This window comes from Terrabacter sp. 2RAF25 (assembly GCF_052115265.1).
Taxonomy (GTDB): domain Bacteria; phylum Actinomycetota; class Actinomycetes; order Actinomycetales; family Dermatophilaceae; genus Terrabacter.
Genome location: NZ_JBFRGJ010000007.1, coordinates 39,097 through 64,815, shown reverse-complemented (window position 1 = coordinate 64,815; position 25,719 = coordinate 39,097). Strand labels below are relative to the sequence as shown.

The following is a 25,719-nucleotide window of genomic DNA, read 5'->3' as shown; positions in this document are numbered from 1 at the left end:
CGTCATCGTATGAGGCGTTCGACCTCTTTGTGCATGCGTTCGCGAAAACGTTGCTCCGAGAAGTGGGTCGCGTGTGCCCGGATGGCGTCGGCGTCCCAGCGTCGTTCGCGGTTAGCGAGGACCGCATCGCGGACCGCCTCGACGGTCGGCACCTCGAAGAAGGTGCCGTTGACGCCCTCGTCGATCGTGTCGAGGTAGCCGCCGCCGTGCAGGGCCAGGGTCGGCACCCCGAAGGCCGCTGCCTCGAGCGGCGTGAGGCCGAAGTCCTCGAGGCTCGGCGCGAGCAGGGTGCGCGCGTGGGCGTAGGTCCACCGCAGCTCCGCGTCGGTGAGGTCGCTGAGGATCCGCACGTTGTCGGGAGCTGCGGCCCGCAGCTGCGCCGCCAGCGGCCCCGAGCCGACCACGACGAGGCGTTCGTCGAGGCCACGCACCGCGTCGATCGCGACGTCGACGTTCTTGTAGGGGAGTAGGCGCGACACGACGAGCAGGAAGCCGTCGTCGGCCCAGTCGGCGAGCCGGTCCACGGGCGCCTGCGGGTCGTGGGCGTCGATGCCGTAGGGCGGCGGCACCACCTCGGCGCCGATCCCGTATGCCGCCGTGATGCGTTCGCCGACCACCGTCGAGTTCGCCAGGTAGCGGTCCGCCGACGCGGCCGCCCGCCGGTCCCACCTGCGCAGCCAGCCACTGAGCAGGGTGAGGCCCTGGCCCTGGAGCGACCGGTTCGCGGGCCCACCGAGGTAGGCCTCGGTCTGGTAGAGCCACCGGGCCGGCGCGTGGCAGTAGACGAGCTTGCGGCCGGTCGCCGGCACCCCGTGCGCCCAGCCGGAGCTCGACGCGACGACGACGTCGGCGTCGACGGGAAGGCGCGAGACGGCATACGGCAGCAGGGGCAGCGCGGCACGGTGCCTGCGGCGCAAGGGAAGCAGCCGGTCGATGGGGGAGACGACGACGTCGGCATCCCGGAACTCGGGGTACGTGCCGTCGGGGTCGTAGAGCGTCGTGTGGATCTGCGCGTCGGGGAACGCGCGGTGCAGCGCGAGGACGACCCGCTCGGCGCCGCCGCGCTGGGTCAGGTAGTCGTGCGCGATCGCGACGCGCGGTCGATCGGTCATGGTCTCCGATCCGGTGAGGACGGACGCTACATTCGGGCAGGTGCCGAGCCTCAGTCTGAGCCACCGCAGCGCCGTGCTGGCGGTGAACGGCAGATTCCTCTCCCAGGCCACGACCGGCACCCAGCGCTACGCCCTCGAGCTGGTGACGCGTCTCGCGGCTCGGCACGGACAGCGCGTGGTCGTCCACGTGCCCAAGGGAACTCACGTGCCCGACGAGATCTCGGGTGCGGCGCAGGTGCGCGAGTCGCGCGCAACCGGTCAGGTCTTCGAGCAGGTCGTGCTGCCCTGGCTCGCGCGCCGCGACCTGCTGCTCAGCCTCGGCGGACCGGCCCCGGTGCTCGCGCGTCGCCAGGTCGCGACGCTGCACGACGCCTCGGTCTTCCGCCACCCGGAGACCTACAGCCGCGGCTTCCGCACCTGGTATCGCGCGCTGTACCGCGTGCTGGCGCGGCGGGCCGTGCGGGTGCTGACCGTGTCGATGTTCAGTGCTGGTGAGCTGGAGTCCGTGCTCGGTCTGGCGCCGGAGCGCGTCAGCGTGGTGCCGAACGGCAGCGACCACGTCGACCGCTTCACGCCCTCTGTGCCGGACCTCGGGGGCATCGAGGCGCACCTGACGGACGGGACGCCGTGGGTGCTCTGCGTCGGCACCTTCGCTCGTCACAAGAACCTGGTGCCTGCGCTCGATGCGCTGGAGGAGGCGGGGATCCGCTCGGTCGTCGTGGGGGCGAGGGGTGGCAACCGCGTCTTCGCCGACGCGGGTCCTGCGCGCTGGAGCCACGCGACCTTCGCGGGTCGCCTGTCCGACGACGAGCTGGCGTGGCTCTACGGCGCGGCGACCGCGCTCGTGTTCCCTTCTCTCTACGAGGGTTTCGGCATCCCGGTGGTCGAGGCGCAGCGGCTCGGGTGCCCCGTCGTCGCGCTGCGTGCCGGGCCGACGGCGGAGGTGGCCGGCGAGGGTGCGGTGCTGTGCGACACCTCCGAGCCGCAGCAGCTGGTCGAGGCCGTGCGCGCGATCGCCTCCGACGCGGCTCGTCGCTCTGAGCTCGTCGAGGCCGGGCAGCGCAACGCCGCGCGCTACACGTGGGCGGGGTCGACCGACCTGCTCGAGCAGGCGCTCGCCGAGGCCGGCTGGCACCCCTGACCCCGGGCGGACGCCGCCTGTCAACGGGACGAACGGGATTCTCCGGTCCCGCCCCGCGACGTCGATCCGGTTGCGATACTCAGCCCATGCCTGAGGCCCCGTCCCTGTCGGTCGACGTCGTCGTCGCGACCTTCAACCGCCCGGACAACGTGCGAATCTGCTTGCAGCACCTCGCTCTCCAGACGCACACGCCCGACGAGATCGTCGTCGTCGACTCGTCACCACACCGCCTGACGGCGGCCGTCGTCGCCGACTTCCCGGGCGTGCGCTACATCCGCAACGACGCCGGCCCCGGCACCCTCGCCACCTCACGTGCTATCGGCGTGGCCGAGACACGGTCCGACATCGTGGCGTTCATCGACGACGACGCCTACGCCGAGCCCGACTGGCTCGAGAACATCCTGGCCCGCTACGCCGACCCGTCGGTCGGGGCCGTCGGCGGCCGGGCCAGCAACGGCCGGCCCGGCGAGGAGCACGAGGGGCACGACGCCGTCGGCCGGCTGCTGCCCGACGGGACGCTGACCGGCAACTTCGCCGCCGACACCGGCCGCGACCTCGACGTCGACCACGTGCTCGGCGCCAACATGTCGGTGCGCCGGTCGGCCCTCGAGGGGATCGGCGGCATCGTCGACCTCTTCCCCGGCACCTGCCTGCGCGAGGAGAGCGACATCATGCTCCGGCTCGGCCGGGCCGGTCATCGCGTCGTCTACACGCCGTCGGCCCTCGTCGAGCACGTGGCGGCGCCCTACACCCGGGGTCGCCGCTTCGACGTTCGCTACACCTTCTACGGCAACCGCAACCACATCGTGCTGCTGTCGCACGCCTTCGGCATGGACGCGCCGATCCTGCGCCGCTACTACGGGACGGCGCTGCGGCAGGTGGGCGACATCCTCGTCGACGGCGCTAAGGCCGTCGTCGCCACCGGTCGCAGCCCGCGTCAGCGCGTGCGCAGCGTCGGAGGCAGGGCGCTCCACGCGTCCGCCGCGTTCGGGGGGCTCGCCGTCGGCACCACTGCCGCCATCCGCACCCGACTCGGCGACCGGCGACCGACACGGCCCTGACCCGTGCCAGCCGCGTACGTCGTCCTCAGCCACACGCAGCCCGACCAGGTCGCCCGGCTCGCCCGAGCCATCCTCACCTCCAGCCCCGAGGCGTCGGTGTTCGTCACCCACGACGACCGGCACCACCCGGCTCCCGTCGTCGACGACGAACGGGTCCACGTGCACACCCACGGACGGGCCACCGACTGGGGTTCGTGGGAGCTCGTCGAGGTGACCCTCGAGGCGATGCGCACCGCTCGCGACACGGTCGACCCCGATCTCGTCGTGCTGGTGTCGGGCCAGTGCTACCCGGTCAAACCTCTGGAGACGTGGGAGGACGACCTGCTCGCCCGCGGGGGCTGGCAGGGCACGGCCAGACCTCTGCACTACGCCCCGGCCTGGGGCAGCCGGCACGGCACCGGCGACGACGAGCTCACGCGCTACACCTACCGCTGGTTCGCGAGCCGGTGGCTGACCCGGTCGCTGCGTCGCGGGGGCGGCTCGGCCCGCGCCGCCAGGGCGCTCGCGCACCGGGTGGAACCGCTCCTGGCCCTGCGCCTCGTCGACCGGGGTCGCGGCGTGCACGTGGGAGTCAGGCGGCGTGTGCCGGCACCAGCCGTCCGCTTCCAGCTCGGGTCCCAGTGGCTGGCCGTCGACCGGGACCACCTCGAGCTCGTGCTGCGCGCCCTCGGGCCCGGCACCGCGCTGCGGCAGCTCTACGAGCGGTCCGTCATCCCCGACGAGTCGGCCCTGCAGACCGTCCTGTCGGCCGCCACGCCGCCGGTGGCCTCGATCCCCGTGTCGTACTCCGTCTGGGAGCCCGGGGCGGACTCGACGCGCACCTTCACGCTGGACGACCTCGACGAGATCCGGGCATCCGGCTCACCGTTCTGTCGTAAGGTCCACTCGGGGCGCAGCGCGACCTTGATGGACGCGCTCGACCGGGGGAACGGGGTGGGTCGTGAAGGGGAGTGAGCAGCCGACCGGGGCGCTGAGCCGCGGGGGACTGCAGGACAGTGCGGTGCGCGGGGCGGTGTGGACCGTCGTGCACACCTTCATCGCCATCCCCGTCGCGTTCCTCGTCAACCTCCTCATGGCGCGCGTGCTGGGGGCCGCCGACTACGGCCGGCTCGCCTTCCTCACCGCCCTCATGGAGGTCGTGGCTCGCGTCCTCACAGCCGGGTTCGGTTCTGCCGTGGTGCAGTTCGGGGCCAAGGCCCACGCCGCCGGACGCACCGACGCCGTGTCGAGGCTGCTGTCGCAGTCGCAGGGCTTCCGCCTGCTCGTCGTGGCCCCGGTGCTCTCGGTCGTCGTGCTGCTCTTCGCGGACGTCCCGGTGGGGGCGCTCGTCATCGCCGTCGTCTTCGGCATCGTCTTCCCGGCGGCTCTCGACGGCGCCGTCGCGTGCCTCGCCATCGAGAACAAGACCGCAGACGGGGCCAAGATCGCACTCGTCACGTCCCTGGCGACCCAGGCCGCGGTGGTCGCCGTCGTGCTCCTGGCCCGCACCCCCGACGCGGTCTGGACGACGCGTCTGATCGTCACCGGGGTGGCCGTCGCCCTCTGCCTGATCCCGATCTCGGCGTCCTACCGGCGGGCGGTGCTGCGGCCCGCGCTGCCGAGGGGGATGCCGACCGGGTTCTGGCGCTACGCGCTGCCGGTGGGAGTGGCCGGCGTCATCGGTGGGCTCGTCATGTCGCGCAGCGAGATCTTCCTGATGAACTGGCTGACGACGCCGGCTGCGGTCGGAGTCTTCGCCCTCGCCTTCGGGCTCGCCGGGCACGTCTTCGCACCGGCGCAGGCCTTCGTGGGACCGCTCGTTCCCGCCATCTCCGGCCTGCTCGAGGTCGACGCACCGGCCGTGCGTCCCGCCTTCCGGCGCGTGATGCGTTCGGGCGCGACGGTCGTCGGCGTCGTCGAGGCGGTCGCCGTCGTGCCGCTCGCCGTGCTCGTGCCGGTGCTCTACGGCCAGGAGTTCGCCGAGGCCGGACCGGTCGTCGTCGCGCTCGGCGTCGCAGCCGGCTTCGTGACCGTCGGCGGCCCGGTCGTGGCGTTCGTCTCGGCCCGGCTCTCGGCCGGAGAGATGCTCAAGGCCACCTCGGTGGCGCTCGTCGTCGACGTCGTCCTCGCCGTGGCGCTCATCCCTCCCTTGGGCATCTGGGGTGCCGTCATCGCGAACATCGGCGGGTCCATGACCAGCCTGCTCCTGCTCGCACGTTCCGAGCTGCGGGGACTCGACATCACCGTGCGCCTCGCGCTGCGCGACGCCCTTCCGTGCTTCGTCGGCGCGGCGCTCGCCGGGCTGCTGCTCCTCGCCACCGACGTCCTGCAGGGCAACCCGTGGCTCGAGGCGGTGGGCGCCGCGGTGGCCGGCGGGGTGCTCTACGTGGTCGTGCTCCGGGTGACACGGTCGGGCCTGACCCCAGCGGACTCCGATGCCGTCACGCGGGGGATCCCCGCCCCGGCCCGTCGTCTCGGCGCGCCACTGCTCGGCCTGCTCACGGCCGGTCTGGAGGACCGCTCGCCGCTGTAGCGGTGGCCCGCTCGTGCAGGGTCACGTAGGCCCGAGCGACGGCCTCCCAGGTGAAGCGCGTGGCGGACTCGGCTCCGGCAGCCCCGAGTGCGGCACCGGTGGACGGGTCCCGCACCAGACCCTCGAGCGCGTGCGCGAGGGCCGCGGTGTTGACCGGGTCGACGAGGATGCCGTCCACGCCGTCGGTCACGAACGAGGCCGGACCACCCAACGACGTTGCCACCAAAGGCGTTCCCGCGCGCCACGCCTCGAGGGCGACGATGCCGAAGGCCTCCTTGCGGCTCGGCATGACCACCACGTCGGCACGCGTCATCCACCCGTGGACGCCCGCCTCGTCCAGCGGCCCGACGAGCCGCAGGCGGTCGCCGAGTCCCAGCCGTTCGCCGAGAGCGAGGAGCGCGTCGCGCTGGGAGCCGACGCCGCCGATCACAAGGCTCGGTGAGAGGCCACCGTCCAAGGCAGCCACCCCCTCGAGGAGGAGGTCGAAGCCCTTGGTCGTCTCGAGCCGCCCGACCGCGAAGACCACGGGTCCGTCGGGCAGGTCGACGCCCTCGGCGGCCGGCCCCTCTGCGGGAGTGGCGGGCGCCGGACCGACGCCGTTCGGGACGACCACGCCCCCACTGAGACCGAAGCGCTCGCGCAGGTCGTCGAGCACCTGCTGCGAGCAGCCGGTCGTGACCGCCGCTGACGCGATGGTGCGGCGCAGCGCCTCCCGCATGAGGGCGGAGGTGCCGAAGGCGTCGTGGTCGTCCATGAACGTCTCGCCGTGGGCGGAGAGCACGAGAGGGGTGCCGGTGCGCCTGGCCAGCGCGGCGGCATACGGCCCGTTGGGTCCGAAGCACTGCACGTGCAGCACCTCGGGTCGGAAGGCGCGGAAGGCGGCCCGCCACGACAGCCACGCGCGGGGCGCGGCGGTGGCGAAGCTCGCGAGCGCACGGGCCGAGCGCGCCGGCATCGGGGTGGGCAGGTGGCGCACGACCGTGCCGTCGAGCTCGGTGACGCCGGGCCGGTCACCCGGCTCGTCACCGCGGTCGACGGTCCAGACCTCGACCTCGGTGCCGAGGGTGCGCAGCTCGCGCGCGACGTGCCGCACGTGCGACTCCACCCCGCCGAGGTGCGGGTGGTACGACGACGTGACGAGCGCGACGCGACGACCCACCGCGACTCCTCCCCGTCGTCTTCGCGTGGTCCGGCCGCACGCGTGCGGTCTCAATCTACGATGCGAGGGCAGCCCCGTCCCGAACTCCGACAGCAAGGACCACGCGTGCCCCGGCTCTCGATCGTGACGACGGCCACCGCTGTGCCCATGGGCGCGCAGGCCTACGAACGACACGTCATCTCCCGGGCCCCGGCGGCGCTCGCGGGCCTGTCCGGACCCGGCGAGCAGTGGGACGTGCGGCACGTCGCGACGCGGTCGCTGCGCTCGTCGCTGCCGGGCAGCCTTCGCCTGCCGATGGGTTGGCTCGCCGGGGCGTCACCGCGGGCGCGCGCCGCGGCGGGACGACTCGCGTACGCCGGGGGCGGGCTGGTGCATCGGATGGGCCTCGAGCTGCCGCCCGCCCCGCACGAGGTGGTCACGCTCCACGACGTCGTGGCCTGGCGCTACGCCGACGAGTCCGCGCCGGTCAGGGCGGCCGCCGAGGAGCTGAGGCGCGCGGCTGCAGTGGTCTGCGTGTCCGCCTTCACAGCGGCAGAGGCCGTCGACCTGCTCGGGCTGGCCGACCCCGTCGTCGTGCCCAACGGCGTCGAGGCGCGCTACCTCGGCGCCCCGCCGCTCCCCGCCGACGCGCTGGCCCGCCTCGACGTCACCGGGCCCTACGTCCTCACGGCCGGCGGCGCCTCCGAGCGCAAGAACCTCGCAGCCCTGGCCGAGGCATGGCCGACGGTGCACGCCGCCCGACCCGACGTGACGCTCGTGCTGGCCGGTCCACCGCACCCACGGCGCACCGAGCTCTTCGCGACGTTGCCCGGGGTGCGTCTCGTCGGCAGGGTCGCCGACGAGCTGCTGCCCGGGCTGTATGCCGCAGCCTCGGCCGTCGTCGTCCCCTCGCTCGTGGAGGGTTTCGGGCTGCCGGCCCTCGAGGGCATGGCCGCCGGAGTGCCCGTCGTCGCGTCCGACCGCTCCTCGCTGCCCGAGGTCGTCGGCAACGGCGGGCTGCTCGTCGAACCCACCGGGCCGGCGCTCGCAGACGGCGTGCTCGACGTGCTGGCCGGGGGGCCCGCGGTCGAGGCGATGGTCCGACGGGGACTCGAGCGAGCGAGGCGGTTCACCTGGGAGGCGAGCGCCGAGGGGCACGCCCGAGTGTGGCGTTCGGTGTGCGCCTGACGTCAGGTCGAGGGCGCCGGCTCGGGAGTCCTGCGGCTCGGCTCGTCCACGCTCGGTGCGAGGTTCGGGCTGTCGCCGCCGAGCAGGGCGAAGGTTGCCGCGGCCACGACGGCCACGAGCAGGGCGCTGCCGACGACGTCGCGAGGCTGGTGGGCGTGCCACGACACGTTGCCGAGAGCGACCAGGAAGCCCAGCACCCCGAGTCCGACGAGCCAGCGTCGGCTCACCGGCCGTGGCCAGACCACGCCCAACCCCACGAGCAGCCCGATGCCCGCCGCCGCGTGGTGCGAGGGAAAGGCGTCCGTGCCCGTCCCGAGCACGTTCTGCAGCGGCAGACCCAGGGCCGCGACCGTCGCCGCGGAGGGGATGAACGTGGCTGCGACGGCGCGACGCCAGGCTCCGCGCGCGAGCGCCAGCAGGGCGAGGGCGATGACGACCGGAGTGAGCACCACGATGACCAGGGGGCGGGCCGCATCGCTCAGGAGCAGGCGCAGGCCCTCGGGCAGCTCGTTGAGCACCCAGGAGTCGACGGCGCCGTCGAGTGCGACCCCCCAGCCGGTGCGGATGCTGAGGAGGCCGGTGACGGCGAAGGCGCACGCACTCGCAGCAGCGGCCAGCGCCCACCGGAGGCGATCACGTCGCAGCATCGGCGCCTCCACCTGGGCTGTTAGGGTGCGATCGACCAGTCCCTCTGCAGTCTAAAGGGGTTCGCGATGGCAGCCCAGGAGACGACAGAGGACTCCGCCGCCCCGGCGACGGTGCCTCTCGAGGTCCGCATCGGGTTCGCCCACGCCTCCGCGCAGTGGGTCGCAGACCGCCTCGGCCTCGATCTGCTCCACGTCAAGGGCGCCGCACTCGATCCGACCCTCGTGCCGGGCCGCGGCTACTCCGACGCTGACGTGCTCGCTCGTCCCGACCACGTCTCGGCGCTGCTCGACGAGCTGCGCCGCCATGACTGGGAGCTCATCAACTCGTTCGCCTACGGATCGTCCTTCGAGCACTCGGCGACCTTGCGCCACAGGGACTTCGGGCTGCTCGACCTGCATCGCATCTACCCCGGCACCGGGCCGACGCCGGGGGAGGCGTTCGAGACCCTGTGGGCGCAGCGGCAGACCACGGTGCTCGGCGGCCTCGAGTGCGCGGTCCCCTCGCGCGACGCGCAGGCGGTGCTCCTGCTGCTCCACGCCGCCCGGGGTGGCGGCGACCCCAAGGGCCTGCACGACATCGAGTCGGTCTGGACCTCCGCCGGCGGCGACCAGCGAGACCGTGTCCTCGACTGGGTCGGCCGCCTCGACGCCGGGCTCGGCTTCTCCGTCATCACCGGCACGCTCGACGAGCACCGTCACGACCCGGCATACGACCTCTGGCGGGTGGCCTCGCGCGGTGGCACCCGCTGGGAGGAGTGGCGCGCCCGCGTGCGGGCAGCGCAAGGGCTGCGTGCCTCGGCCGTCGTGGCGGCCCGCTCGGTGCTGGTCAACGTCGAGCACCTGACCCTGGTGCGTGGTCGACCCGTCACGCGACGCGAGGTCGTCGCCGAGTTCTTCGGCCGGCCGGCACGGGGGGTGCGCGAGGTCGTGGGACGTCGCGCCGGTGCCGGCCGGTGACCGCAGCCTTCCGCGTGTCGGCCGACGCCGGTGTCACCGTCGCCGACGACGGCGGCACCGTCTACGTGGCGAGCCTGCCCGCCGGGCCGATCGTCGTGCTCGAGGGCGCCGCCGCCCTGATCTGGAGCGAGGCCACGGGCGAGCCCGCCGCCGGGTGGGTCGCACGGGTCGCCGGTGCGGTCGGCCAGGTGGAGGCGGACATCACGGCCGACGTCGAGGCCTTCGTCGACGAGCTGTGCGCGCGCGGGCTGCTGCAGCGGGTGGACGGTCAAGGTCGGGCCGCCGCGGAGCCTCGACGAGGCTGAGCGGCAGCGACCGTCAGCCGCCACCGTCAGGCGCGACCCGTCAGGCGCGACCCGTCAGGCGTGCCGGCTCTCGCGGTGGTGGCGTCGGCGTTCGCCTCGGCTGGGCTTGTGCTCCCCCTCGGAGGGCTGGCCGTAGTAGCCGTAGCGATGGGCGACCGACGAGCCGGCCGACACCATGTTGAGCGCGAAGCCGGCCACCGGGGCATCGACCGTCTCGAGCGACTGCACGGCGCTGGCGAGGTCGCGCTTCTTCGTGCGCTCGGCACCGACCACCATGATGAGCCCGTGGGTCAGCTTGTTGATGAGCACCGCGTCGACGACGGGGACCACCGGCGGGCTGTCGACGAGGATGAAGTCGTAGTCGTGCGACAGCTTGCCGAAGAGCGCCTCCATCGGCTCGGAGCCCAGCAGCTCGCTGGGGTTCGGCGGAACGGGCCCCGCCGGCAGCACGTGCAGCGACGTCTCGCGCCAGCGCTGGATGACGTCCTCGGGTGCGGCCTGGCCGAGCAGCAGCGTTGTGAGACCGAACGATCCGTCGAGGCCCATGGTGCGCGCGACCGCGGGCTTGCGCAGGTCGCCGTCGATGAGCAGCACCTTGGACGAGGCATCGGCCATCGCCAGCGCCAGGTTGATCGTGGTCGTCGTCTTGCCCTCGCCCGGGACCGACGACGTCACGACGAACGAGTGCCGGCCGGTGGTGACGTCGACGAAGAGGATGTTGGTGCGCAGCCGCCGGATCGACTCGGCGTGACGGCCGTGCGGGTCGGTCTCGAGCGAGAGCAGCCCGTCCTTCACCGGCTTCACGACGGGCAGGTCACCGAGGATCGGCCGGCTCGACACGGCTTTGATGTCGTCAGCCGTGCGCACCTTGGTGTCGAGGGTGTGGCGCAGCAGCGCGAGGCCGATGCCGAGCGCAAGGCCGAGCAGACCGCCCAGAGCGAGGTTGCGCTTGGCGTTGGGCGACGTTGGCTCACCCGGCACCGAGGCCGGCACGATGGTGTCTGCCTCGACCGACTGCCCGTTCGAGGCGAGCAGCGGCGAGAACTTCTTGGCCACGTCGGCCAGCACCGGACCCGCCTCGGTGGCGACGCGCGCCACGAGCTGCGGGTCGCCGCCCGTCGCGGTGATGGTCATCATGTTGGAGGTCTGCGACACCTCGCCCGTCACCGACAGCGGAGTGCCGGGGTCGAGCCCGAGCCGCGCGCGCAGCGGGTCCATGACCGACGGTGAGGTCAGCACGTCGAGGTACGTCGCGAGATCGGCTGCCGACACGGCATACGTCGTGACCTGGTTGCCCGTGCCCGCACTCGGCGGCTGCGTCGCGCGGAGGTAGATCTTGGCGCTCGAGGTGTAGACGGCAGGTGTGAGCATCGTCTGGACAGCCGTCGCGGCAACCACGACGAGCAGGCTCAGCGCGATGATCCGCCACCGAGCGCCCAGCACGCTGAGGAACTCTCGAAACGTCACTGACCCCCCCGGCCAACTCGACGGTACGTAGGCGCATCCTCCCATATCATCCAAAGGGTTGTGCCGAGTACGAGACATCGGCCGGGGGACTGGGAGCGGGGTGGGGGTCATGTGGGCTCTGCGGGTGTGCCACAGCGCCGTCGTCGACGCGTGGCGTGAGCGGGAGCGTGCGCTGCGCCGCGTGGGTCACCGGGTCGACCTGGTGACGGCCGTGTCGTGGGCCGAGGGCGGACGTGCCGTGCGCCTCGAGCCGAGGGACGACGAAGACGTCTGTGCGGCAACGACTTTCGGATCGCACCCTGCGCTGTTCCTCTACGACCCCAGGCCTGTGTGGCGTGCCCTCGGGCGACCCGTCGACGTCATCGACATCCACGAGGAGCCCTACGCCCTCGCGACCGCGGAGGTGCTCGCGTTGCGCTGGCTGCGCCGGCAGCGTGCTCCCTACCTGCTCTACTCCGCCCAGAACCTCGACAAGCGCCACCCGCTACCGTTCCGCTGGCTCGAGCGGGCGGCCCTGCGCCATGCCAGTGGCGTCAACGTCTGCAACGCCGCTGCGGGGCGCATCGTCGAGCGCAAGGGGTTCCCGGGCCGCGCCCGCATCGTCGACCTCGGCACCGACCTCAGCCTCTTCAGCCCCTTGAGCACTCCGTATGCCGGCTCGCCGGACGATGCGCCCGTGGTCGGGTTCGCCGGCCGCCTCGACCACGCCAAGGGCGTCGACGTGCTGCTCCGGGCGCTCGCCCTCGATGGCGACCTGCGTGGTCGGCTCGCGGGTGACGGACCCGCCCGGCGCCGGCTCGAGCAGCTCGCAGCCGCGCTCGGCGTGACCGACCGCGTCGAGTTTCTAGGCTCGCTGGAGCCGGAGCGCCTGCCCGACTTCTACCGTTCCCTCGACGTGCTCGCCGTCCCGTCGCTGACGACACCCTCGTGGGTCGAGCAGTTCGGTCGGGTTGCGCTGGAGGCGATGGCCTGCGGCGTCCCGGTCGTCGTCAGTGACAGCGGCGCCCTGCCCCAGGTCGTCGGCGACGCGGCGCTCGTGGTCCCAGAGGGCGACGAGGCGGCGCTGGCGAAGGCCGTCGCCGAGATCGTGCGCGACCCCGATGTGTCACTGCGCCTCCGGGAGGCGGGGCTGGCCCGCGCTGCTGCGACCTCGTGGGACGTCGTGGCGACCGCGCACGACGCCATGTACCGCGCCGCCACGAAGACGTGGGACAGGCCCTCGACCGTGCTCGGCACCCGCGAGCGCCCCCTCGAGGTCGTCGTCGTCGCGTACGGCCAGCCCGAGCTCCTCGCCGGCGCGCTGGCCCCGCTGGCCGACCTGCCGGTCACGGTCGTCGACAACTCCTCGTCGGCCGCCGTGCGAGAGGTCGCGGAGCGGGCCGGTGCCCGTTACGTCGACCCCGCGCGCAACGGTGGCTTCGGGGCCGGAGTCAACGAGGGCCTCCGGTGGGTCGACCCGCGTGCCGACGTGCTGCTCGTCAACCCCGACGCCGTCGTGAGCCCCGAGGACGTCGAGAGGCTGCGCACGGCGATGCTGGCCGCGCCGGACCTCGCGAGCGTCGGTCCGGCACAGGTCGACTCGGTCGGCGACTCCTCGCGGGTCGAGTGGCCGTTCCCGTCACCGCTGGCGACGTGGGTCGACGCGGTCGGCCTCGGTCGCCGGCGCCGGTCGCGCTACGTCATCGGGTCGGTGCTGCTGCTGCGCCGCGAGGCGATCGAGCACGTCGGCGTCTTCGACGACGAGCGCTTCTTCCTCTACGCCGAGGAGACCGACTGGGCCTACCGCGCCACCCGGCTCGGGTGGAGGCACGCCGTCGTGCCCGAGGCGCACGCCATGCACATCGGCGCTGCGACGAGCACCGACCCGACACGACGCGAGGGCCACTTCCACGCGGCCCAGGAGATCTACCTCCGCAAGCACTTCGGCGCAGCCGGATGGCAGGTCGGCCGTGCGGGACAGATCGCAGGCTCGGCGGCGCGAGCCCTGGTGCTCGGCGGCGAGCGGGGCCGGGCGGCGCGCGACCGGGTGCGCCTCTACGTGCGTGGTCCGGCGGCCTCCGAGGTGCGGCCCGCGGACTGGGCCCGATCGGCCGAACCGGCAGGCGTCACGTGACGGGCGCCGTGCAGCACCGCCTGCGCGAGCGGGTGACGAGGGATGCCCTCGTCCGCGCCGTGCTGGTGGCCGGCGGCGTCGTCCTGCTGCTCCTCGTCGGCCGCCTCGCCGTCACCCAACCGGTCGCCGCTGCCGTCATCGCCGTCGCGGTGCTCGCAGTGGGTGTGACCGCCGTCCAGCCGGGCCTCCTGCCGCTGGTCGTGCTCCCGCTGCTCCTCGTCGTGCTGCGCGTCGGAGGGGGTGGGGTGGACCTCTCGATCTCGGACGTCGCCCTCACTGCGGCCGCACTTCCGGCGCTCTTCCTGGCGAGGCGACCCTTCTCACCCGGCCTGCGGCACGTGCTCTGGGCCTCGGCCATCTACCAGTTCGCGACCCTTGCCACCGTGGTCAACAACCCGTACGCCGCCAACGCCGTCGAGTGGGCCCACACCTGGATGCTCGTCTCCGGCTCCCTCCTGGTCGGCTGGGCGGTCGGCGCGAACGGCCATGCGCGCACCGGGATCCGCCTGCTGCTCGCCACGATCGGCGTGCTGGCTGTCATCACGATCGCCGAGGGCGTGGTGCAGTTCGCCCACGGCGACTTCCAGGCGGTCTACCCGTCGTTCCCCTTCTCCATGCACAAGAACTTCGCGGGGACCGTCTGTGGGCTCGGCACCGTCGTGGCCTGTGCCCGGCCCAGCTGGGTGGGCCTGACCCGGCGCGCGTCCTACCTGCTCATGGCCCTCACCTTCGTCGCCGTCCTCTTCACCCAGTCACGTCAGGCCGTGCTCGGCGTCGTCGCCGGCGTCTTCCTGCTGGTGCTCCGCTCCGACGGCGAGCGTCGACGCCCCAAGCTGCTGCTCCTTCTCTTCGGCCCGTTCGTCCTCTTCGTCACCAACCTCGTCCAGGACCAGCTCCAGTCCGACAACCGCTTCAACTCCGTGCTGCAGCGGCTGACCTGGTTCCAGGACTCGATGACCGTCTGGCAGTCCGACCCGTGGTTCGGGGTGGGTCTGCGGTGGTGGTACACCGACCGGTTCCCGTTCTCCTTCCAGCCGCCCAACGCCGAGATCGAGGTGCTCACCTCTGCGGGTGTCGTGGGCCTGGCTGCCTTCGTGATCCTCATGGTCGTCGCGGTGAGGGTGGCCTGGCGCCTCGACCCCGTGTTCGGTTCACTGGCCGTGGCGGTCCTCGCCTCGCGTCTCGTCCAGGGCCAGTTCGACCTCTTCTGGGCGGCCGTCATGGGGTCCCTGCCGTTCGTCGTGCTCGGCATCTGCCTCGGTGCCAAGTGGCACACCGAGACGTCCGCCGGCCCAGGTCTGACGCCTGCGTCGGTGCACCGTCCGCAGCCGGTGTCGGTGACCGCAACGTGACCACCATCGTCCAGATCACCCCGGAGATCGGCCCGGGCACCGGGGTGGGTGCAGTGGCCTTCCACCTCGAGCAGGAGTGGCTCCGGGCGGGGGTCGACGTGCGTCGGTTCACCCTCGACGAGGCCGGGGGCTCGTGGCTGCCCACCGCGAGCGGGGGAGTTGCGGGCCGGCTGTCCCTGCTCGCCCGGGTCGTCTGGTTCTCGACCGTCGGCACCCGCCGGGCCCGCGCTCATCTCCGTGACCACCCCGACCAGCTGTCCGTCTGTCACAACGACGCCCTCGCCGGCGACGTCTACGTCAACCACGGCATCGTCCAGGCGGCCATGCGGGCCCGCGGCCGCTACTGGCTCCGGATGCTGCGCAACCCGCTCCACCTGTTCACCACGACGCGCGACCGTTGGCGCTACGCGGGACACGGCGACCACCGCCTCGTGGTCAACCTCGTCAGCGACGAGGAGCGGCTGCTCCGCGAGACCTATCCGGGCCTGTCCCTCCCCACCGTCGTGATCGGCAACGGGGTCGACGTCGAGAGGTTCCGGCCGCCCACCGCCGTCGAGCGTCGGCAGGCGCGTGAGCGGCTCGGGCTCGGTGCCGGCGACCGCATGGTTCTCTTCATCGGCAACGAGTTCGGACGCAAGGGTCTGCCGGTCCTGCTCGAGGCAGTGGGCCTGCTGGGTCCGGAGGTGCACCTCGTCGTCGTCGGTGGCACACCCGACCTCGTCGCGGTGGAGACCTCCAGGCCGTCGGCGCTCCGACTCGGCGAACGGCTGCGGTTCGCGGGTGGCCACGCCGATCCGCGGCCCTGGCTGCACGCGGCCGACGTGCTCGCGATGCCGAGCGCCTACGAGTCCTACGGCCTCGTCGTGCTGGAGGCGCTCGCCTGCGGAGTCCCGGTCGTCGCGACCCGGACGGGCTGCGTCCCCGACGTCGTCACGGAGGGCCTCAACGGCGCGGTCGTCGACGGCACGCCGGGCGGTCTGGCCGCGGGCCTGAGTCGAGCGCTCGAGCTCGACGCCGACACGTCCCGACCTGCGGCCCGCGCCAGTGCCGAAGCCCAAGCCTGGTCCGAGGTGGCGCGGCGCTATCTCGAGGTCCTGACCGACGCCCACGCGCGGCAACGGGACTCCGTCGAGAGCGGAGGCAGGCGGTGAGAATCCTGCACGCTGTGCGCTCGGATGCCTTCGCCGGCGTCGAGAGCCATGTCGCCCGGCTCGCCCGGGCGCAGGCCGACGCCGGAGACGAGGTCATGGTCGTGGGCGGCGACCCGACCCGCATGGCGTCCGCCGTCGGCCCCGGCGTGCGCACCCTGCCGGCTGGCACCGTGGCTCACGTCCTTGCCGCAGTCCGCAGGTGGGCGCCCAGCTCGGACATTGTGCACGCCCACATGACGGCGGCTGAGATCGCTTGTGCCACAGCGATGCTCGGCGTGGCGACACCACTGGTTGTGACGCGCCACTTCGCCCGTGACCGCGGCAGCAACCCGGTCTCGACAATCGCCGCCGTCGGTGCGGCCCGGCGCGTCTCTGCGCAGATCGCCATCAGCCACTACGTCTCGCGGGCGATCGCGGGCGAGAGCGTCGTCATCCACCCCGGCGTGGGGTCGACCGCGACGACACGCCCCGCCGCCCAGCGGGAGCCCGTCGTCCTGCTGGCCCAGCGCCTCGAGCCGGAGAAGGCGGGCGACCTTGCCCTCCGGGCCTTCGCGCAGTCGGGCGTCGCTGACCAGGGCTGGCGACTCGAGGTCGCCGGCGACGGATCCGAGCGTTCCCGGCTCTGCACCCTCGCCGACGAGGTGGGCATCAGCGGGTCCACCCGCTTCCTCGGGCACAGCAGCGACGTGGCCTCGCTGATGGAGCGTGCGTCGGTCCTCCTCGCGCCGTGCTCCATCGAGGGCCTCGGGCTCACCGTCCTCGAGTCGATGGCGTCCGCGCTGCCGGTGGTCGCCGTGGCTGCCGGCGGACACCTCGAGACGGTCGGCAGCGTGACCGGTGCCGCGCTGCACCCGCCGGGTGACGTCGACCGTGCCGCCGAGCTGCTCTCGTGCCTCGTGTCGGACCCGGGTCGTCGTGACGCGTACGGCTTCCGTCTGCAGCAGGCCCAGCGCACGTCGTTCACGCCAGCGCACCAGGCGCAGGCGACCGCCGACGTCTATGCGACGGTGGTCTGACATGGACCTCGTCGTGACCTCGCTCGAGGTCTGGGACGGCGTCTGGCGCCGCAACCAGCACCTCGTGGCCGGACTCCTGCGCCGCGACCCCTCCCTCAAGGTCCTGTTCGTCGAACCGGCCTCCGACCCCTTGCACGCCGCCCTCGGTGAGGGTGAGCCGCGGCTCGGACGAGGGCTCCGGCCGGCCCCGGCCGTCGACGGCGTCTCGCCCGACGCGCTGTGGCTCTTCGAACCGACCAAGTGGCTACCCCGCCGTGTCGACCGGCGCATCGACGAGAAGTGGGCGCGCCAGGTGCTCAAGTCAGCCCGGTCGCTGGACATGACCGACCCGCTGCTGTGGGTCAACGACCCGAGGGGGGCACTCATCCTCGAGGCCACGTCCTGGCCCGCGCTGTACGACGTCACCGACGACTGGACGCTCGCCGACCGGCCGGCTCCGGAGATCCAGCGGATCAAGGCGCAGGAGGCGGTGCTCCTGCGACGGTGCGACGCGGTCGTCGTCTGCTCGCCGGCCCTCGCGCTGAGCAAGGGAGCCGACCGACCGGTGACCCTCGTGCCCAACGGCGTCGACACGGCGGCATACGCGGTGAGTCACGAACGGCCTGCCGACCTGCCCGGCGGACCGGTTGCGGTGTACGTGGGGACGCTCCACGACGACCGCCTGGACCTCGAGCTGTGCGCCGACACGGCCCGCGCGCTCGCGGGCGTGGGGCACCTCGTCCTCGCGGGCCCCGATGCCCTCTCGGCGGGGCAGCGCTCTGGGCTCGTCGATGCCGGCGTCGTGCTCCTCGGGTCACGTCCGAGCGACGCGGTGCCGGCCTACCTGCAGCACGCCGACGCACTGGTCGTCCCGCACGTCGTGACGCCCTTCACCGACAGCCTCGACCCGATCAAGCTCTACGAGTACCAGGCGGCGGGTCGACCGGTGGTCGCGACACCGGTGGCCGGCTTCCGTGACGCAGACGACGAGCAGGTCACCGTCGTCGACCGCACTGCGTTTCCCGCTGCCGTGACCACCCTGCTCCACAGGAGCGAGGCGCCGGACGCGAGCCACGCGACCCCCGCACCTGGTCGGCGCCTCGCGAACATCGACTGGGCGCGGCGCGTCGACCAGCTGGCCGAGGTCCTGGCCTCGCTGTCCGGCCGGGACGAGCGATGACGACCCCGGCCGTGACGGTGCGGGCGCTCGACGTGGTGGTGCGCATCGATCTCGGTGACCCAGGGCTGCTGCCGGCGATCGAGCAGGCGTGGCACCTGTGCCTGGCCGAGGACCATGAGCCTGACGCAGTGGTCCGTGTGCCGGACCACGACGGCACTCCCGACTCTGTCGCGCGCAGCCTGCAGCTGCTCACCCAGTCCGTGACCCTGGCCGCCATCGGTGCTCGTGCCGGCCGCGACGTGATGCTGCACGCGGGCGGGCTCAGCCACCCCGTCACCGGAGCGTCCATCGCCTACGTCGCGCCGGGCGGCACGGGCAAGACGACCGTCACGACGACGCTGGGACGAGGGCGCGGCTACCTGTCCGACGAGACCGTTGCCGTGAGGTGCGACGGCGCGATCGTCAGCTACCCCAAGCCGTTGTCGATCCGGCGACCCGACGGTGGGATCAAGGACGAGACGGCGCCGGGAGCGCTGGGGCTTGCCGCCGCCTGCCCCGAGCCGTGGCTCGCCGGCATCGTCGCGCTGCGCCGGGACCTCGCCCCCGGCTCCCCGATCGACGTGGTCGACGTGCCGATCCTCGACGCCCTCGTCATGCTGGCGCCCGAGTCGTCGTCGCTCGCGCGCCTGGACGGCCCGCTGCGCCGACTGGCCGACGTGGTCGAGATGGGTGGAGGCCTTCGCCTGGTCCACTTCGCCGAGGCGAGGCAGCTCGAACCACTGGTTGCAGGCGTCCTCGGGAGGTCGCGATGACCGACCCCGTGGTCACGGCGAGCGAGGTCGCCGACGTGCTGGTGGGCGACGACGGCTCCGTCGTCCTCGTCGAGTCGGCTGGCCAGCACCAGGTGCTGCGCCTGTCCGTCCTGGGCCAGGCCGTACGCGAGATCGCCGTCTCCGGGGTCCCGCTCAGTCGCCTGACCGACGAGCTCGTGGCCCGCTTCGGCTCGGCGGGGCCGGACCCTGCTGCAGAGGTCCAGGCGCTTGTGGCGCAGCTGGCGTCAGCCGGCCTCGTGCGCGTGGACGGCTGACGCGTCGTCCAGGGCACCGTGCAGCTCTGCGTCGATCTCCGCGACGAACTCGCGGATGGCTGCGTCGCCGATCACCGGACCGCCGGCGAGGAGCCCGTCGGCGCCGAGCAGCACCGCGGTGGGGGTCATGCCGTAGCCGAACGAGCGCGAGACGTGGAACCGGCTGTCGTGCAACGACTGGGGCTCGTCGGTCGACGTGAGGCTCGTGTCGGCAGGCGGCATCGTGACGAGCACGCGCACGTCGACCTCGGGCAGCTCCTCCCGCCACTCGGGGATCGAGCGGATCACCTCGACGCAGCCCCCGCACGACTCGGAGACCTCGAGCAGCAGCAGCGCGCGCTCGGAGCTCAGCTCGCGGAGGGTCGCCGTCGTCCCGTCAGCCAGCGTGACCGGGACGTCTGGCGTGCGCGTGCGCAGGTAGTCGAGGTCGTCGCTGGCCTCGCCTGCGGCCCACGCGGTGCCGGAGGGAACATCCTCTGTCGCAGGGCGCTCGGAGACGACGAGCACCGTCGTCACGACGGCGGCCGCAGCACCGAGCACCCACCACCACGCGCCTGTCGCCGAGGTCGCGCCCAGGGGTGACCGGTCGTCGATGACGGCGACGGCCAGGGCGGTCACGGCCATCAGACAGAGCCAGACGTTGCGCCACATCGTGCTTCGCGTCACCGGGGCCGCTCGGCGGGCACCGAAGCAGCTGCACTCGACCGGGTCAGGGCAACGCAACGCGACGGCCACCAGTGCGGCATACGCCAACATGAGGGCCAGCACGAGCGCGGCGGCCACGACGTGCGCCGAACCGCCGGTGAGCAGCAGGGCGGCTGCGAGGAGCAGCTCGACGTAGGGGTGCGCGGCCGCGAGGGCGGGGCGCTGCAGGACCTCGGGCACGCCGAGGTCTCGCCAGCCGGTCAGCGGGTCACGATCGCCGAGCTTCCCGACGCCGCTGAGCAGCAGGACGCCCGCGAGGAGTGCGGGGACGACGACGACGAGGGCATCCGGCACAGCGCGAGTCTAACGACGGGGCCGCGTCCATGACCTGAGATCGCCACTCCGTCCCGGTCGCGTCGAGGGCGATGCACCTTTCGGACATGGCATGACATTTCCGGTCACGGAGCCGTCGATTGTGCCGAGACCTGTTGATTGACAGGGGTATTCCCCCTTTCGCGGCCCTTAGTGGGCGATACAGTTCGAGGGTCTCGGGGGGAACTGAGACACACTTCCGTGGGGGGAACCACACATGACTCAAACCGATAGCAGTGCTGCGCCCAGAGTCCGCCGTCGCGCGGTCGTCAAGGGCGCCGCGTGGGCTGCGCCGGCGGTGATGGTGGCCGCGGCTGCCCCGACCGCAGCCGCCTCCGCCCCGATCATCCCGTCGTTCACAACCAGCACCTTCTGCAAGCATCCGGGAAACCCGAAGTACTACCACGGGGTCTTCTGCTTCAGGAACACGACGCTGTCCGCGATCACCGTGACACTTGGCAACATGACAGTCGGCGCCACCGTGAAGCCCGCCTTTGTCTCCTTGTCCACCGGCACGTCATCGAGCTTCTCGGTCCCGGCCAACTCCACCAGGTGCATGTTCGTGGATGCAGGCAAGTTCGGAACGAGTGAGAACGGGACGGCTGTCGTCGACTTCTCCTACCCCTTCGGCACCACGACGATCGCTGACACGATCCAGGGTGGCACCGTCGCCGGCGACAACCTGAATCCTTGTGGCACGGGCAACGGGGCTGCGTCCGACCAGCCAAAGGACGACCCACCGCACGCTACGTCGGGTCCCTGAGGCACGAGTGAGGTGCGTCCCGCCCACAGCGCGGGGCGCACCTCGCGCATGTCGCGGATCCGGCACCAGATGGGCCCGGCCGAATGGAATCGCCGGCCTCCTGCACAATCGGCGCATGCGCGTCATCACGGTCAACGTCAACGGCATCCGGGCGGCCGCCCGTCGGGGCATGGTGCAGTGGCTCGCGCAGGCGCAGCCTGACGTGCTGACCCTGCAGGAGGTGCGAGCCGACGACGCCGAGCTCGGCAAGGTGCTGGCAGACGCGGGGCTCGCGCACTGGTCGGTGGCCCACACCGAGGGCAGCGCCAAGGGGCGTGCCGGTGTCGCCGTGGTCTCGCGCGACCCGCACACGGCCGTTCGCGTCGGCCTCGACGGCGAGTTCGCCGACGACGGCCGGTGGGTGGAGGCCGACCTCGCGACCGCTGCCGGCCCGCTCACGGTCGCGTCGGCGTACGTCCACACCGGTGAGGCCGACACCGACCGGCAGGTCGTGAAGTACGCCTTCCTCGACGCCATCACCCGCCGGCTCGACCGGGCGACCGCAGACGGCGCCGCCATGGTCGTCACCGGCGACCTCAACATCGCCCACCGCGAGGCCGACCTCAAGAACTGGAAGGGCAACCTCAGGAAGAGCGGGTTCCTGCCCGAGGAGCGCGCCTACCTCGACCGGTGGTTCGAGCACGACGCCTGGGTCGACGTGCAGCGGCGCCATGCCGGCGAGGTCGTCGGCCCCTACTCGTGGTGGTCGTGGCGCGGCAAGGCGTTCGACAACGACGCCGGCTGGCGCATCGACTACCAGCTCGCGAGCCGGCCGCTCGCCGCGACTGCGCGGAACGCGTACGTCGACCGTGCCGCGACCTATGCCGAGCGGTGGAGCGACCACGCGCCCGTGGTCGTCGACTACGACCTCACCGCTCTCGACGGCCACGCCGCCGCCTGACGGCCACGCCACCGCCTGACGGCCACGCCACCGCCTGACGGCGGCGAGGTCGGTTGGGGGAGCGGCCGCGGGATGGGCGAGAATGCAGCCATGTCCTCGACGCCCTCCCTCCCGACCACCACGCCCCGCAGCCTCTCGGGCATGCAGCCGACGAGCGACTCGCTCCACCTCGGCAACTACATCGGTGCGCTGGTCGAGTGGGTCCGGCTGCAGGAGACGCACGACGCCTTCTACTTCGTGGCCGACCTGCACGCGCTGACCGTCGCGCCCGACCCCGCGGTGCTGCGCGAGCGCACCCGCATCACCGCCGCCCAGTTCATCGCCGGCGGCGTGGACCCGGCGCGCTCCACCCTCTTCGTCCAGAGCCACATCGCCCAGCACCCTGAGCTCTTCTGGGTGCTCAGCACGCTCACCGGCTTCGGCGAGGCCAGCCGCATGACCCAGTTCAAGGACAAGTCGGCCAAGGGCACCAACACCAACGTCGGCCTCTTCGCCTACCCCGTCCTCCAGGCTGCCGACATCCTCATCTACGACGCGAACGTCGTGCCGGTCGGCGAGGACCAGCGCCAGCACCTCGAGCTCTCGCGCGACCTGGCCGGTCGCTTCAACCAGCGCTTCGGCGACACGCTCGTCGTGCCCGAGCCGCACATCATGAAGGCCACGGCCAAGATCCAGGACCTCCAGGAGCCGACCGCGAAGATGAGCAAGTCGGCGGCGTCCGACGCCGGGCTCGTCAGCCTGCTCGACGAGCCGGCGCGCATCGCCAAGAAGATCCGCTCCGCCGTCACCGACACCGAGCGCGAGATCCGGTTCGACGAGGACAACAAGCCCGGCATCTCCAACCTGCTCTCGATCCACTCCGCCCTGTCGGGCACGCCGATCGCGATCCTCGAGGAGCAGTACGACGGCAAGGGCTACGGCGACCTCAAGAAGGACGTCGCCGAGGTCGTCGTCGAGGCCGTCACCCCGTTCCGCACGCGCACGCTCGAGCTGATGGGCGACCCGGCCGAGCTCGACCGCATCCTGGCCCACGGCGCCGAGAAGGCCCGCGAGGTGGCCGAGGCGACCGTCCGTCGCGTCTACGACAAGGTCGGCCTCCTGCCCTCGTCCGCGCGACCCTGAGCCCCCGCGCAACCCCGTCATTCGGGCTACGGCGCGCCCAGGGCTCGGTCGTAGGCACGCCTGAGCGCCGGCGCCTGAGTCTCCGAGGAGTACGCCGCCGTGAACAGGCGGGAGGCACACGCCCGGGCACGGGCGTGCGCGTCGGGCACGAGCAGCTCCCGCGTGGCGTCTACGAGGCCGGGGACGTTGCCCACCCGGCACACGCGGCCCGCGCCGTCTCGCGCGAGCTCGGGGAGGGCACGGTAGTCGGAGACGACGACCGGGATCCCGAGAGCGAGCGCCTCCATCGGGGCGTAGGGCAGCCCGTCGAAGTGCGACGGGTGCAGCAGGACGTCGATGCCCGGCATCACCGCCGTCAGCAGCTCGGCACGGGGGACGAAGGGCCGCCACTCCACCCCCTCCGGCACGCAGAGCCCCGGTGGGCGCTCACTGCCGACGACGACCAGCTCGAGGTCCGGACAGTCCCGTCGTAGGACCTCGAAAGCGGCCAGGACCTCGGGGCCGCCCTTGGCGGCGAAGTCCTTCGCGACGAAACCCAGCCGTCGCGGCATACGTCCGTGGGACTCCGTCCCACCGGCCTTCGGCGGCGGCGGTGGTTCGACGTAGTTGGGCACGACGTCGATGCGTGTGCCGTCGACGCCACGGTCGATCATCCAGGAGCGGAGGTACTCCGAGAAGGCCACGAACCTCCTGGCTCGACCGAGACGTGTGGCGTGCATCGTCGCATCCAAGGCCGTCGCGAGTCCGGCGTCGAGCCGGTTGGCGCGTCTCACCCGGTCGGGCGACCAGCCCCACGCGTCGCCGTACACCCACTCGAGCGGGCCGGCAGCGCTCATCAGCACGGGTGGGGAGGCGCCGACGAACCTCGTGTTGAAGACGTGGACGTGAACGAGGTCGAACGCGTCGGCGTCGGCCTCCAGCACGCGGACCGGCTCGCGGAAGGCCTGACCTGTCGACCGTACGCCTGCCTCGAACTTCCGCAACGTGGCGGCGCCGAGCCCGCGCAGCACCGGACCGGGGCGGCGCCGGTCGACAGCAGCAGCGAGGTCGCTCCGAGAGCCGACCTCCCGCAGGGTCCCATCCCTCGCAGCGCTGTCGTAGGTCGTGTAGTCGACGCCGGGGGGCGGGTTGGCCAGGAGCTGCTCGGTGTACGTGACGTCTCCCGAGTGCGGGTCCCGGGCCGACACGGCGCTCATGAGCAACACGCGCAGCCGGCCCGACCGCGCAGCCGTCATGCGACACCGGCGGCGCGCGTGCCGAGGGTCGCCATCAGTGACCGGTGGCTGCTGGCCCAGGTGAAGCCGCGCGCGCGGGCCACCGCCCCCGGTCGCGCCGACTCCACGTCGACGCGGCTGAGCCTCGACAGGGCGTCGACCCAGCCCGCGACCGTGGGTGGCACCAGCCGTCCCGCAGTGCCGAGCACCTCGGGAAGGGCCCCGGCGTCGTTGGCCAGCACGTACGCGCCGGACGCCATCGCCTCGAGCGGCACCATGCCGAAGGGCTCGGCCAGCGACGGCACGGCGACGACGTCGGCCCACCGGTAGAGGCGCGCGACCTCGTCCTGCGGCTGGTACGGCTCGAACACCACGGGGCCGGCCACTCGCGCAGCCAGGCCACGGAGCTGGTCCTCGAAGGCCGACCTCCCGTCCGTGTCGCGCAGCTCCGCGCTGCCGACGACGCGGGTCTCGTAGCGTGAGGCGTGCCGGCCCATGGCCCCGAGCGCCGTCAGCAGCAGGTCGACGCCCTTGTGCGGTGCGACCTGCCCCACGTAGAGCAGCCGCAGGCGCGCTCCCGGCGGACGTGTGCGGCCGCTGTCCGTCTCGGCCTCACCGCTCGGGTGGAAGCGGTCGGTGTCCGCGCCGTTGTGCACCCAGGCGACCTTGCGCGCATCGACCCACGCCCGGCGTCGGACACCCTCGGCCATGAAGCTGCTGACGCCGATCACGAGGTCGGCGCTGCGCAGCAGGTGGCTGAGCTCGGGCTGCAGCACCGAGGCCGAGATCGCGTTGTGCACGTGGAGGGCGATGCGCGTCGTCGCGGGCAGCGCACGGCGAAACAGCGGCAGCGCGGTGACGGCGTAGTGGCCCTCGTGCAGCAGCACCCAGTCCGGTCTGACCCCGGCAAGAGCCTCGGCCGCGGGCTCGAACAGCCTTGCCGCGTGGGGCCGCTCGCGCAGCAGGGCGCCCATCGCCCAGTCCGCTCGATACTCGGCGGGCGTGAAGTGCGTGCGGGGACAGTTGCGGGTGTAGTCGACCGGCACGGTCTCGGCGTGCGGGAAGGTCGCGACCCGGTTGTGCGACGTGATGACGGTCGAGCGTCCGCCGCCCAGGGCGTGCTCGCGGGTGAGGGCCCGCACGACGTGCGCGACCGAGCTTCCGTCGCCGGCCAACGGCATCGGGACGTGGGCGAGGTGGGGCAGCGAGGGCATCGGCGTCAGCGTATCCGCGGGTCGGGCCGCGGTCCGGGACTCCACCGAATCCGCACTGCCCCCACCCTCACGGCCAAACCACAGGACCCGCGCCACTCGGCCT

The 25,719-nt window shown here is 72.7% G+C and carries 24 protein-coding genes; 17 read left to right on the top strand and 7 right to left on the bottom strand.

Going from position 1 to position 25,719, the window contains the following annotated elements; translation table 11 throughout:
- Window positions 1–2: 2 nt before the first annotated feature.
- A complete protein-coding gene (locus AB4091_RS17295) occupies window positions 3–1,112 on the bottom strand; it encodes a glycosyltransferase (protein WP_442293246.1) in 1,110 nt (369 codons plus the stop codon).
- A 40-nt stretch (window positions 1,113–1,152) separates the two neighbouring features.
- Here AB4091_RS17295 and AB4091_RS17290 point away from each other — a divergent pair, with 40 nt between their 5' ends.
- The 4 genes from AB4091_RS17290 to AB4091_RS17275 all read left to right on the top strand — a co-directional run bounded on the left by AB4091_RS17290 (window position 1,153) and on the right by AB4091_RS17275 (window position 5,826).
- Window positions 1,153–2,253 carry a glycosyltransferase family 4 protein gene (locus AB4091_RS17290; protein ID WP_442293244.1) on the top strand — a complete coding sequence of 367 codons (1,101 nt, stop codon included), beginning with the start codon at window positions 1,153–1,155 and terminating at the stop codon, window positions 2,251–2,253.
- Window positions 2,254–2,339: 86 nt separating this feature from the next.
- A complete protein-coding gene (locus AB4091_RS17285) occupies window positions 2,340–3,314 on the top strand; it encodes a glycosyltransferase family 2 protein (RefSeq protein WP_442293242.1) in 975 nt (324 codons plus the stop codon).
- A 3-nt stretch (window positions 3,315–3,317) separates the two neighbouring features.
- Entirely contained in the window at window positions 3,318–4,268 is a 951-nt protein-coding gene (locus tag AB4091_RS17280) for a hypothetical protein (protein WP_442293240.1), read from the top strand.
- Window positions 4,255–5,826: a lipopolysaccharide biosynthesis protein gene (locus AB4091_RS17275; protein ID WP_442293238.1), complete on the top strand. Its 1,572-nt coding sequence runs from the start codon at window positions 4,255–4,257 to the stop codon at window positions 5,824–5,826. Before AB4091_RS17280 ends, AB4091_RS17275 begins: the two co-directional genes overlap by 14 nt.
- Here AB4091_RS17275 and AB4091_RS17270 read toward each other — a convergent pair.
- A complete protein-coding gene (locus AB4091_RS17270; RefSeq protein WP_442293236.1) occupies window positions 5,792–6,985 on the bottom strand; it encodes a glycosyltransferase family 4 protein in 1,194 nt (397 codons plus the stop codon). The genes AB4091_RS17275 and AB4091_RS17270 overlap by 35 nt on opposite strands.
- Window positions 6,986–7,090: 105 nt before the next feature.
- Here AB4091_RS17270 and AB4091_RS17265 point away from each other — a divergent pair, with 105 nt between their 5' ends.
- A complete protein-coding gene (locus AB4091_RS17265) occupies window positions 7,091–8,152 on the top strand; it encodes a glycosyltransferase family 4 protein (protein WP_442293234.1) in 1,062 nt (353 codons plus the stop codon).
- A 2-nt stretch (window positions 8,153–8,154) separates the two neighbouring features.
- On the opposite strand, the gene AB4091_RS17260 is transcribed toward AB4091_RS17265, so the two are convergent.
- Entirely contained in the window at window positions 8,155–8,799 is a 645-nt protein-coding gene (locus AB4091_RS17260) for a hypothetical protein (RefSeq protein ID WP_442293232.1), read from the bottom strand.
- Window positions 8,800–8,865: 66 nt separating this feature from the next.
- On the opposite strand from AB4091_RS17260, the gene AB4091_RS17255 reads away from it, so the two are divergent.
- The gene (locus AB4091_RS17255) at window positions 8,866–9,756 is read left to right on the top strand and encodes a nucleotidyltransferase family protein (RefSeq protein WP_442293230.1); all 891 of its coding nucleotides are present in this window, start codon (window positions 8,866–8,868) and stop codon (window positions 9,754–9,756) included.
- A complete protein-coding gene (locus tag AB4091_RS17250; RefSeq protein WP_442293228.1) occupies window positions 9,753–10,061 on the top strand; it encodes a PqqD family peptide modification chaperone in 309 nt (102 codons plus the stop codon). Before AB4091_RS17255 ends, AB4091_RS17250 begins: the two co-directional genes overlap by 4 nt.
- Before the next feature lie 54 nt (window positions 10,062–10,115).
- Here AB4091_RS17250 and AB4091_RS17245 read toward each other — a convergent pair whose 3' ends face one another.
- Window positions 10,116–11,528 (bottom strand): polysaccharide biosynthesis tyrosine autokinase, encoded by a 1,413-nt coding sequence (locus AB4091_RS17245; protein WP_442293226.1) that lies wholly within the window; start codon window positions 11,526–11,528, stop codon window positions 10,116–10,118.
- Window positions 11,529–11,637: 109 nt separating this feature from the next.
- Between AB4091_RS17245 and AB4091_RS17240 the strand changes: the two genes are divergently transcribed.
- The 7 genes from AB4091_RS17240 to AB4091_RS17210 are packed head-to-tail and all read left to right on the top strand — an operon-like array spanning window position 11,638 to window position 19,346.
- Entirely contained in the window at window positions 11,638–13,641 is a 2,004-nt protein-coding gene (locus AB4091_RS17240; protein WP_442293224.1) for a glycosyltransferase, read from the top strand.
- Complete coding sequence (locus tag AB4091_RS17235) at window positions 13,638–14,993, top strand: O-antigen ligase family protein (protein ID WP_442293222.1); 1,356 nt, start codon at window positions 13,638–13,640, stop codon at window positions 14,991–14,993. Before AB4091_RS17240 ends, AB4091_RS17235 begins: the two co-directional genes overlap by 4 nt.
- Window positions 14,990–16,144 (top strand): glycosyltransferase family 4 protein, encoded by a 1,155-nt coding sequence (locus tag AB4091_RS17230; protein ID WP_442293220.1) that lies wholly within the window; start codon window positions 14,990–14,992, stop codon window positions 16,142–16,144. Before AB4091_RS17235 ends, AB4091_RS17230 begins: the two co-directional genes overlap by 4 nt.
- Window positions 16,141–17,160, top strand: coding sequence for a glycosyltransferase family 4 protein (locus AB4091_RS17225; RefSeq protein WP_442293218.1), 1,020 nt, complete (start codon window positions 16,141–16,143; stop codon window positions 17,158–17,160). Before AB4091_RS17230 ends, AB4091_RS17225 begins: the two co-directional genes overlap by 4 nt.
- A gap of 1 nt (window position 17,161) precedes the next feature.
- Window positions 17,162–18,319, top strand: coding sequence for a glycosyltransferase (locus AB4091_RS17220; protein WP_442293216.1), 1,158 nt, complete (start codon window positions 17,162–17,164; stop codon window positions 18,317–18,319).
- Window positions 18,316–19,071 carry a hypothetical protein gene (locus tag AB4091_RS17215; protein WP_442293214.1) on the top strand — a complete coding sequence of 252 codons (756 nt, stop codon included), beginning with the start codon at window positions 18,316–18,318 and terminating at the stop codon, window positions 19,069–19,071. The genes AB4091_RS17220 and AB4091_RS17215 overlap by 4 nt, the downstream gene beginning before the upstream one ends.
- Entirely contained in the window at window positions 19,068–19,346 is a 279-nt protein-coding gene (locus AB4091_RS17210) for a hypothetical protein (RefSeq protein WP_442293212.1), read from the top strand. Before AB4091_RS17215 ends, AB4091_RS17210 begins: the two co-directional genes overlap by 4 nt.
- Here AB4091_RS17210 and AB4091_RS17205 read toward each other — a convergent pair.
- Entirely contained in the window at window positions 19,317–20,345 is a 1,029-nt protein-coding gene (locus AB4091_RS17205; protein WP_442293210.1) for a MauE/DoxX family redox-associated membrane protein, read from the bottom strand. The two genes, AB4091_RS17210 and AB4091_RS17205, sit on opposite strands and share 30 nt — an antisense overlap.
- 235 nt (window positions 20,346–20,580) lie before the next feature.
- Here AB4091_RS17205 and AB4091_RS17200 point away from each other — a divergent pair, with 235 nt between their 5' ends.
- The 3 genes from AB4091_RS17200 to trpS all read left to right on the top strand — a co-directional run bounded on the left by AB4091_RS17200 (window position 20,581) and on the right by trpS (window position 23,188).
- Window positions 20,581–21,126 (top strand): hypothetical protein, encoded by a 546-nt coding sequence (locus AB4091_RS17200; protein WP_442293208.1) that lies wholly within the window; start codon window positions 20,581–20,583, stop codon window positions 21,124–21,126.
- 115 nt (window positions 21,127–21,241) lie between these two features.
- Complete coding sequence (locus AB4091_RS17195; RefSeq protein WP_442293206.1) at window positions 21,242–22,066, top strand: exodeoxyribonuclease III; 825 nt, start codon at window positions 21,242–21,244, stop codon at window positions 22,064–22,066.
- A 72-nt stretch (window positions 22,067–22,138) separates the two neighbouring features.
- Complete coding sequence (gene trpS / locus AB4091_RS17190) at window positions 22,139–23,188, top strand: tryptophan--tRNA ligase (RefSeq protein ID WP_442293204.1); 1,050 nt, start codon at window positions 22,139–22,141, stop codon at window positions 23,186–23,188.
- Between the two features lie 26 nt (window positions 23,189–23,214).
- On the opposite strand, the gene AB4091_RS17185 is transcribed toward trpS, so the two are convergent.
- Entirely contained in the window at window positions 23,215–24,423 is a 1,209-nt protein-coding gene (locus tag AB4091_RS17185; RefSeq protein WP_442293202.1) for a glycosyltransferase family 4 protein, read from the bottom strand.
- On the bottom strand, window positions 24,420–25,616 hold the full coding sequence (locus AB4091_RS17180) for a glycosyltransferase family 4 protein (protein ID WP_442293200.1): 1,197 nt from the start codon (window positions 25,614–25,616) through the stop codon (window positions 24,420–24,422). The genes AB4091_RS17185 and AB4091_RS17180 overlap by 4 nt, the downstream gene beginning before the upstream one ends.
- Window positions 25,617–25,719 lie beyond the last annotated feature (103 nt).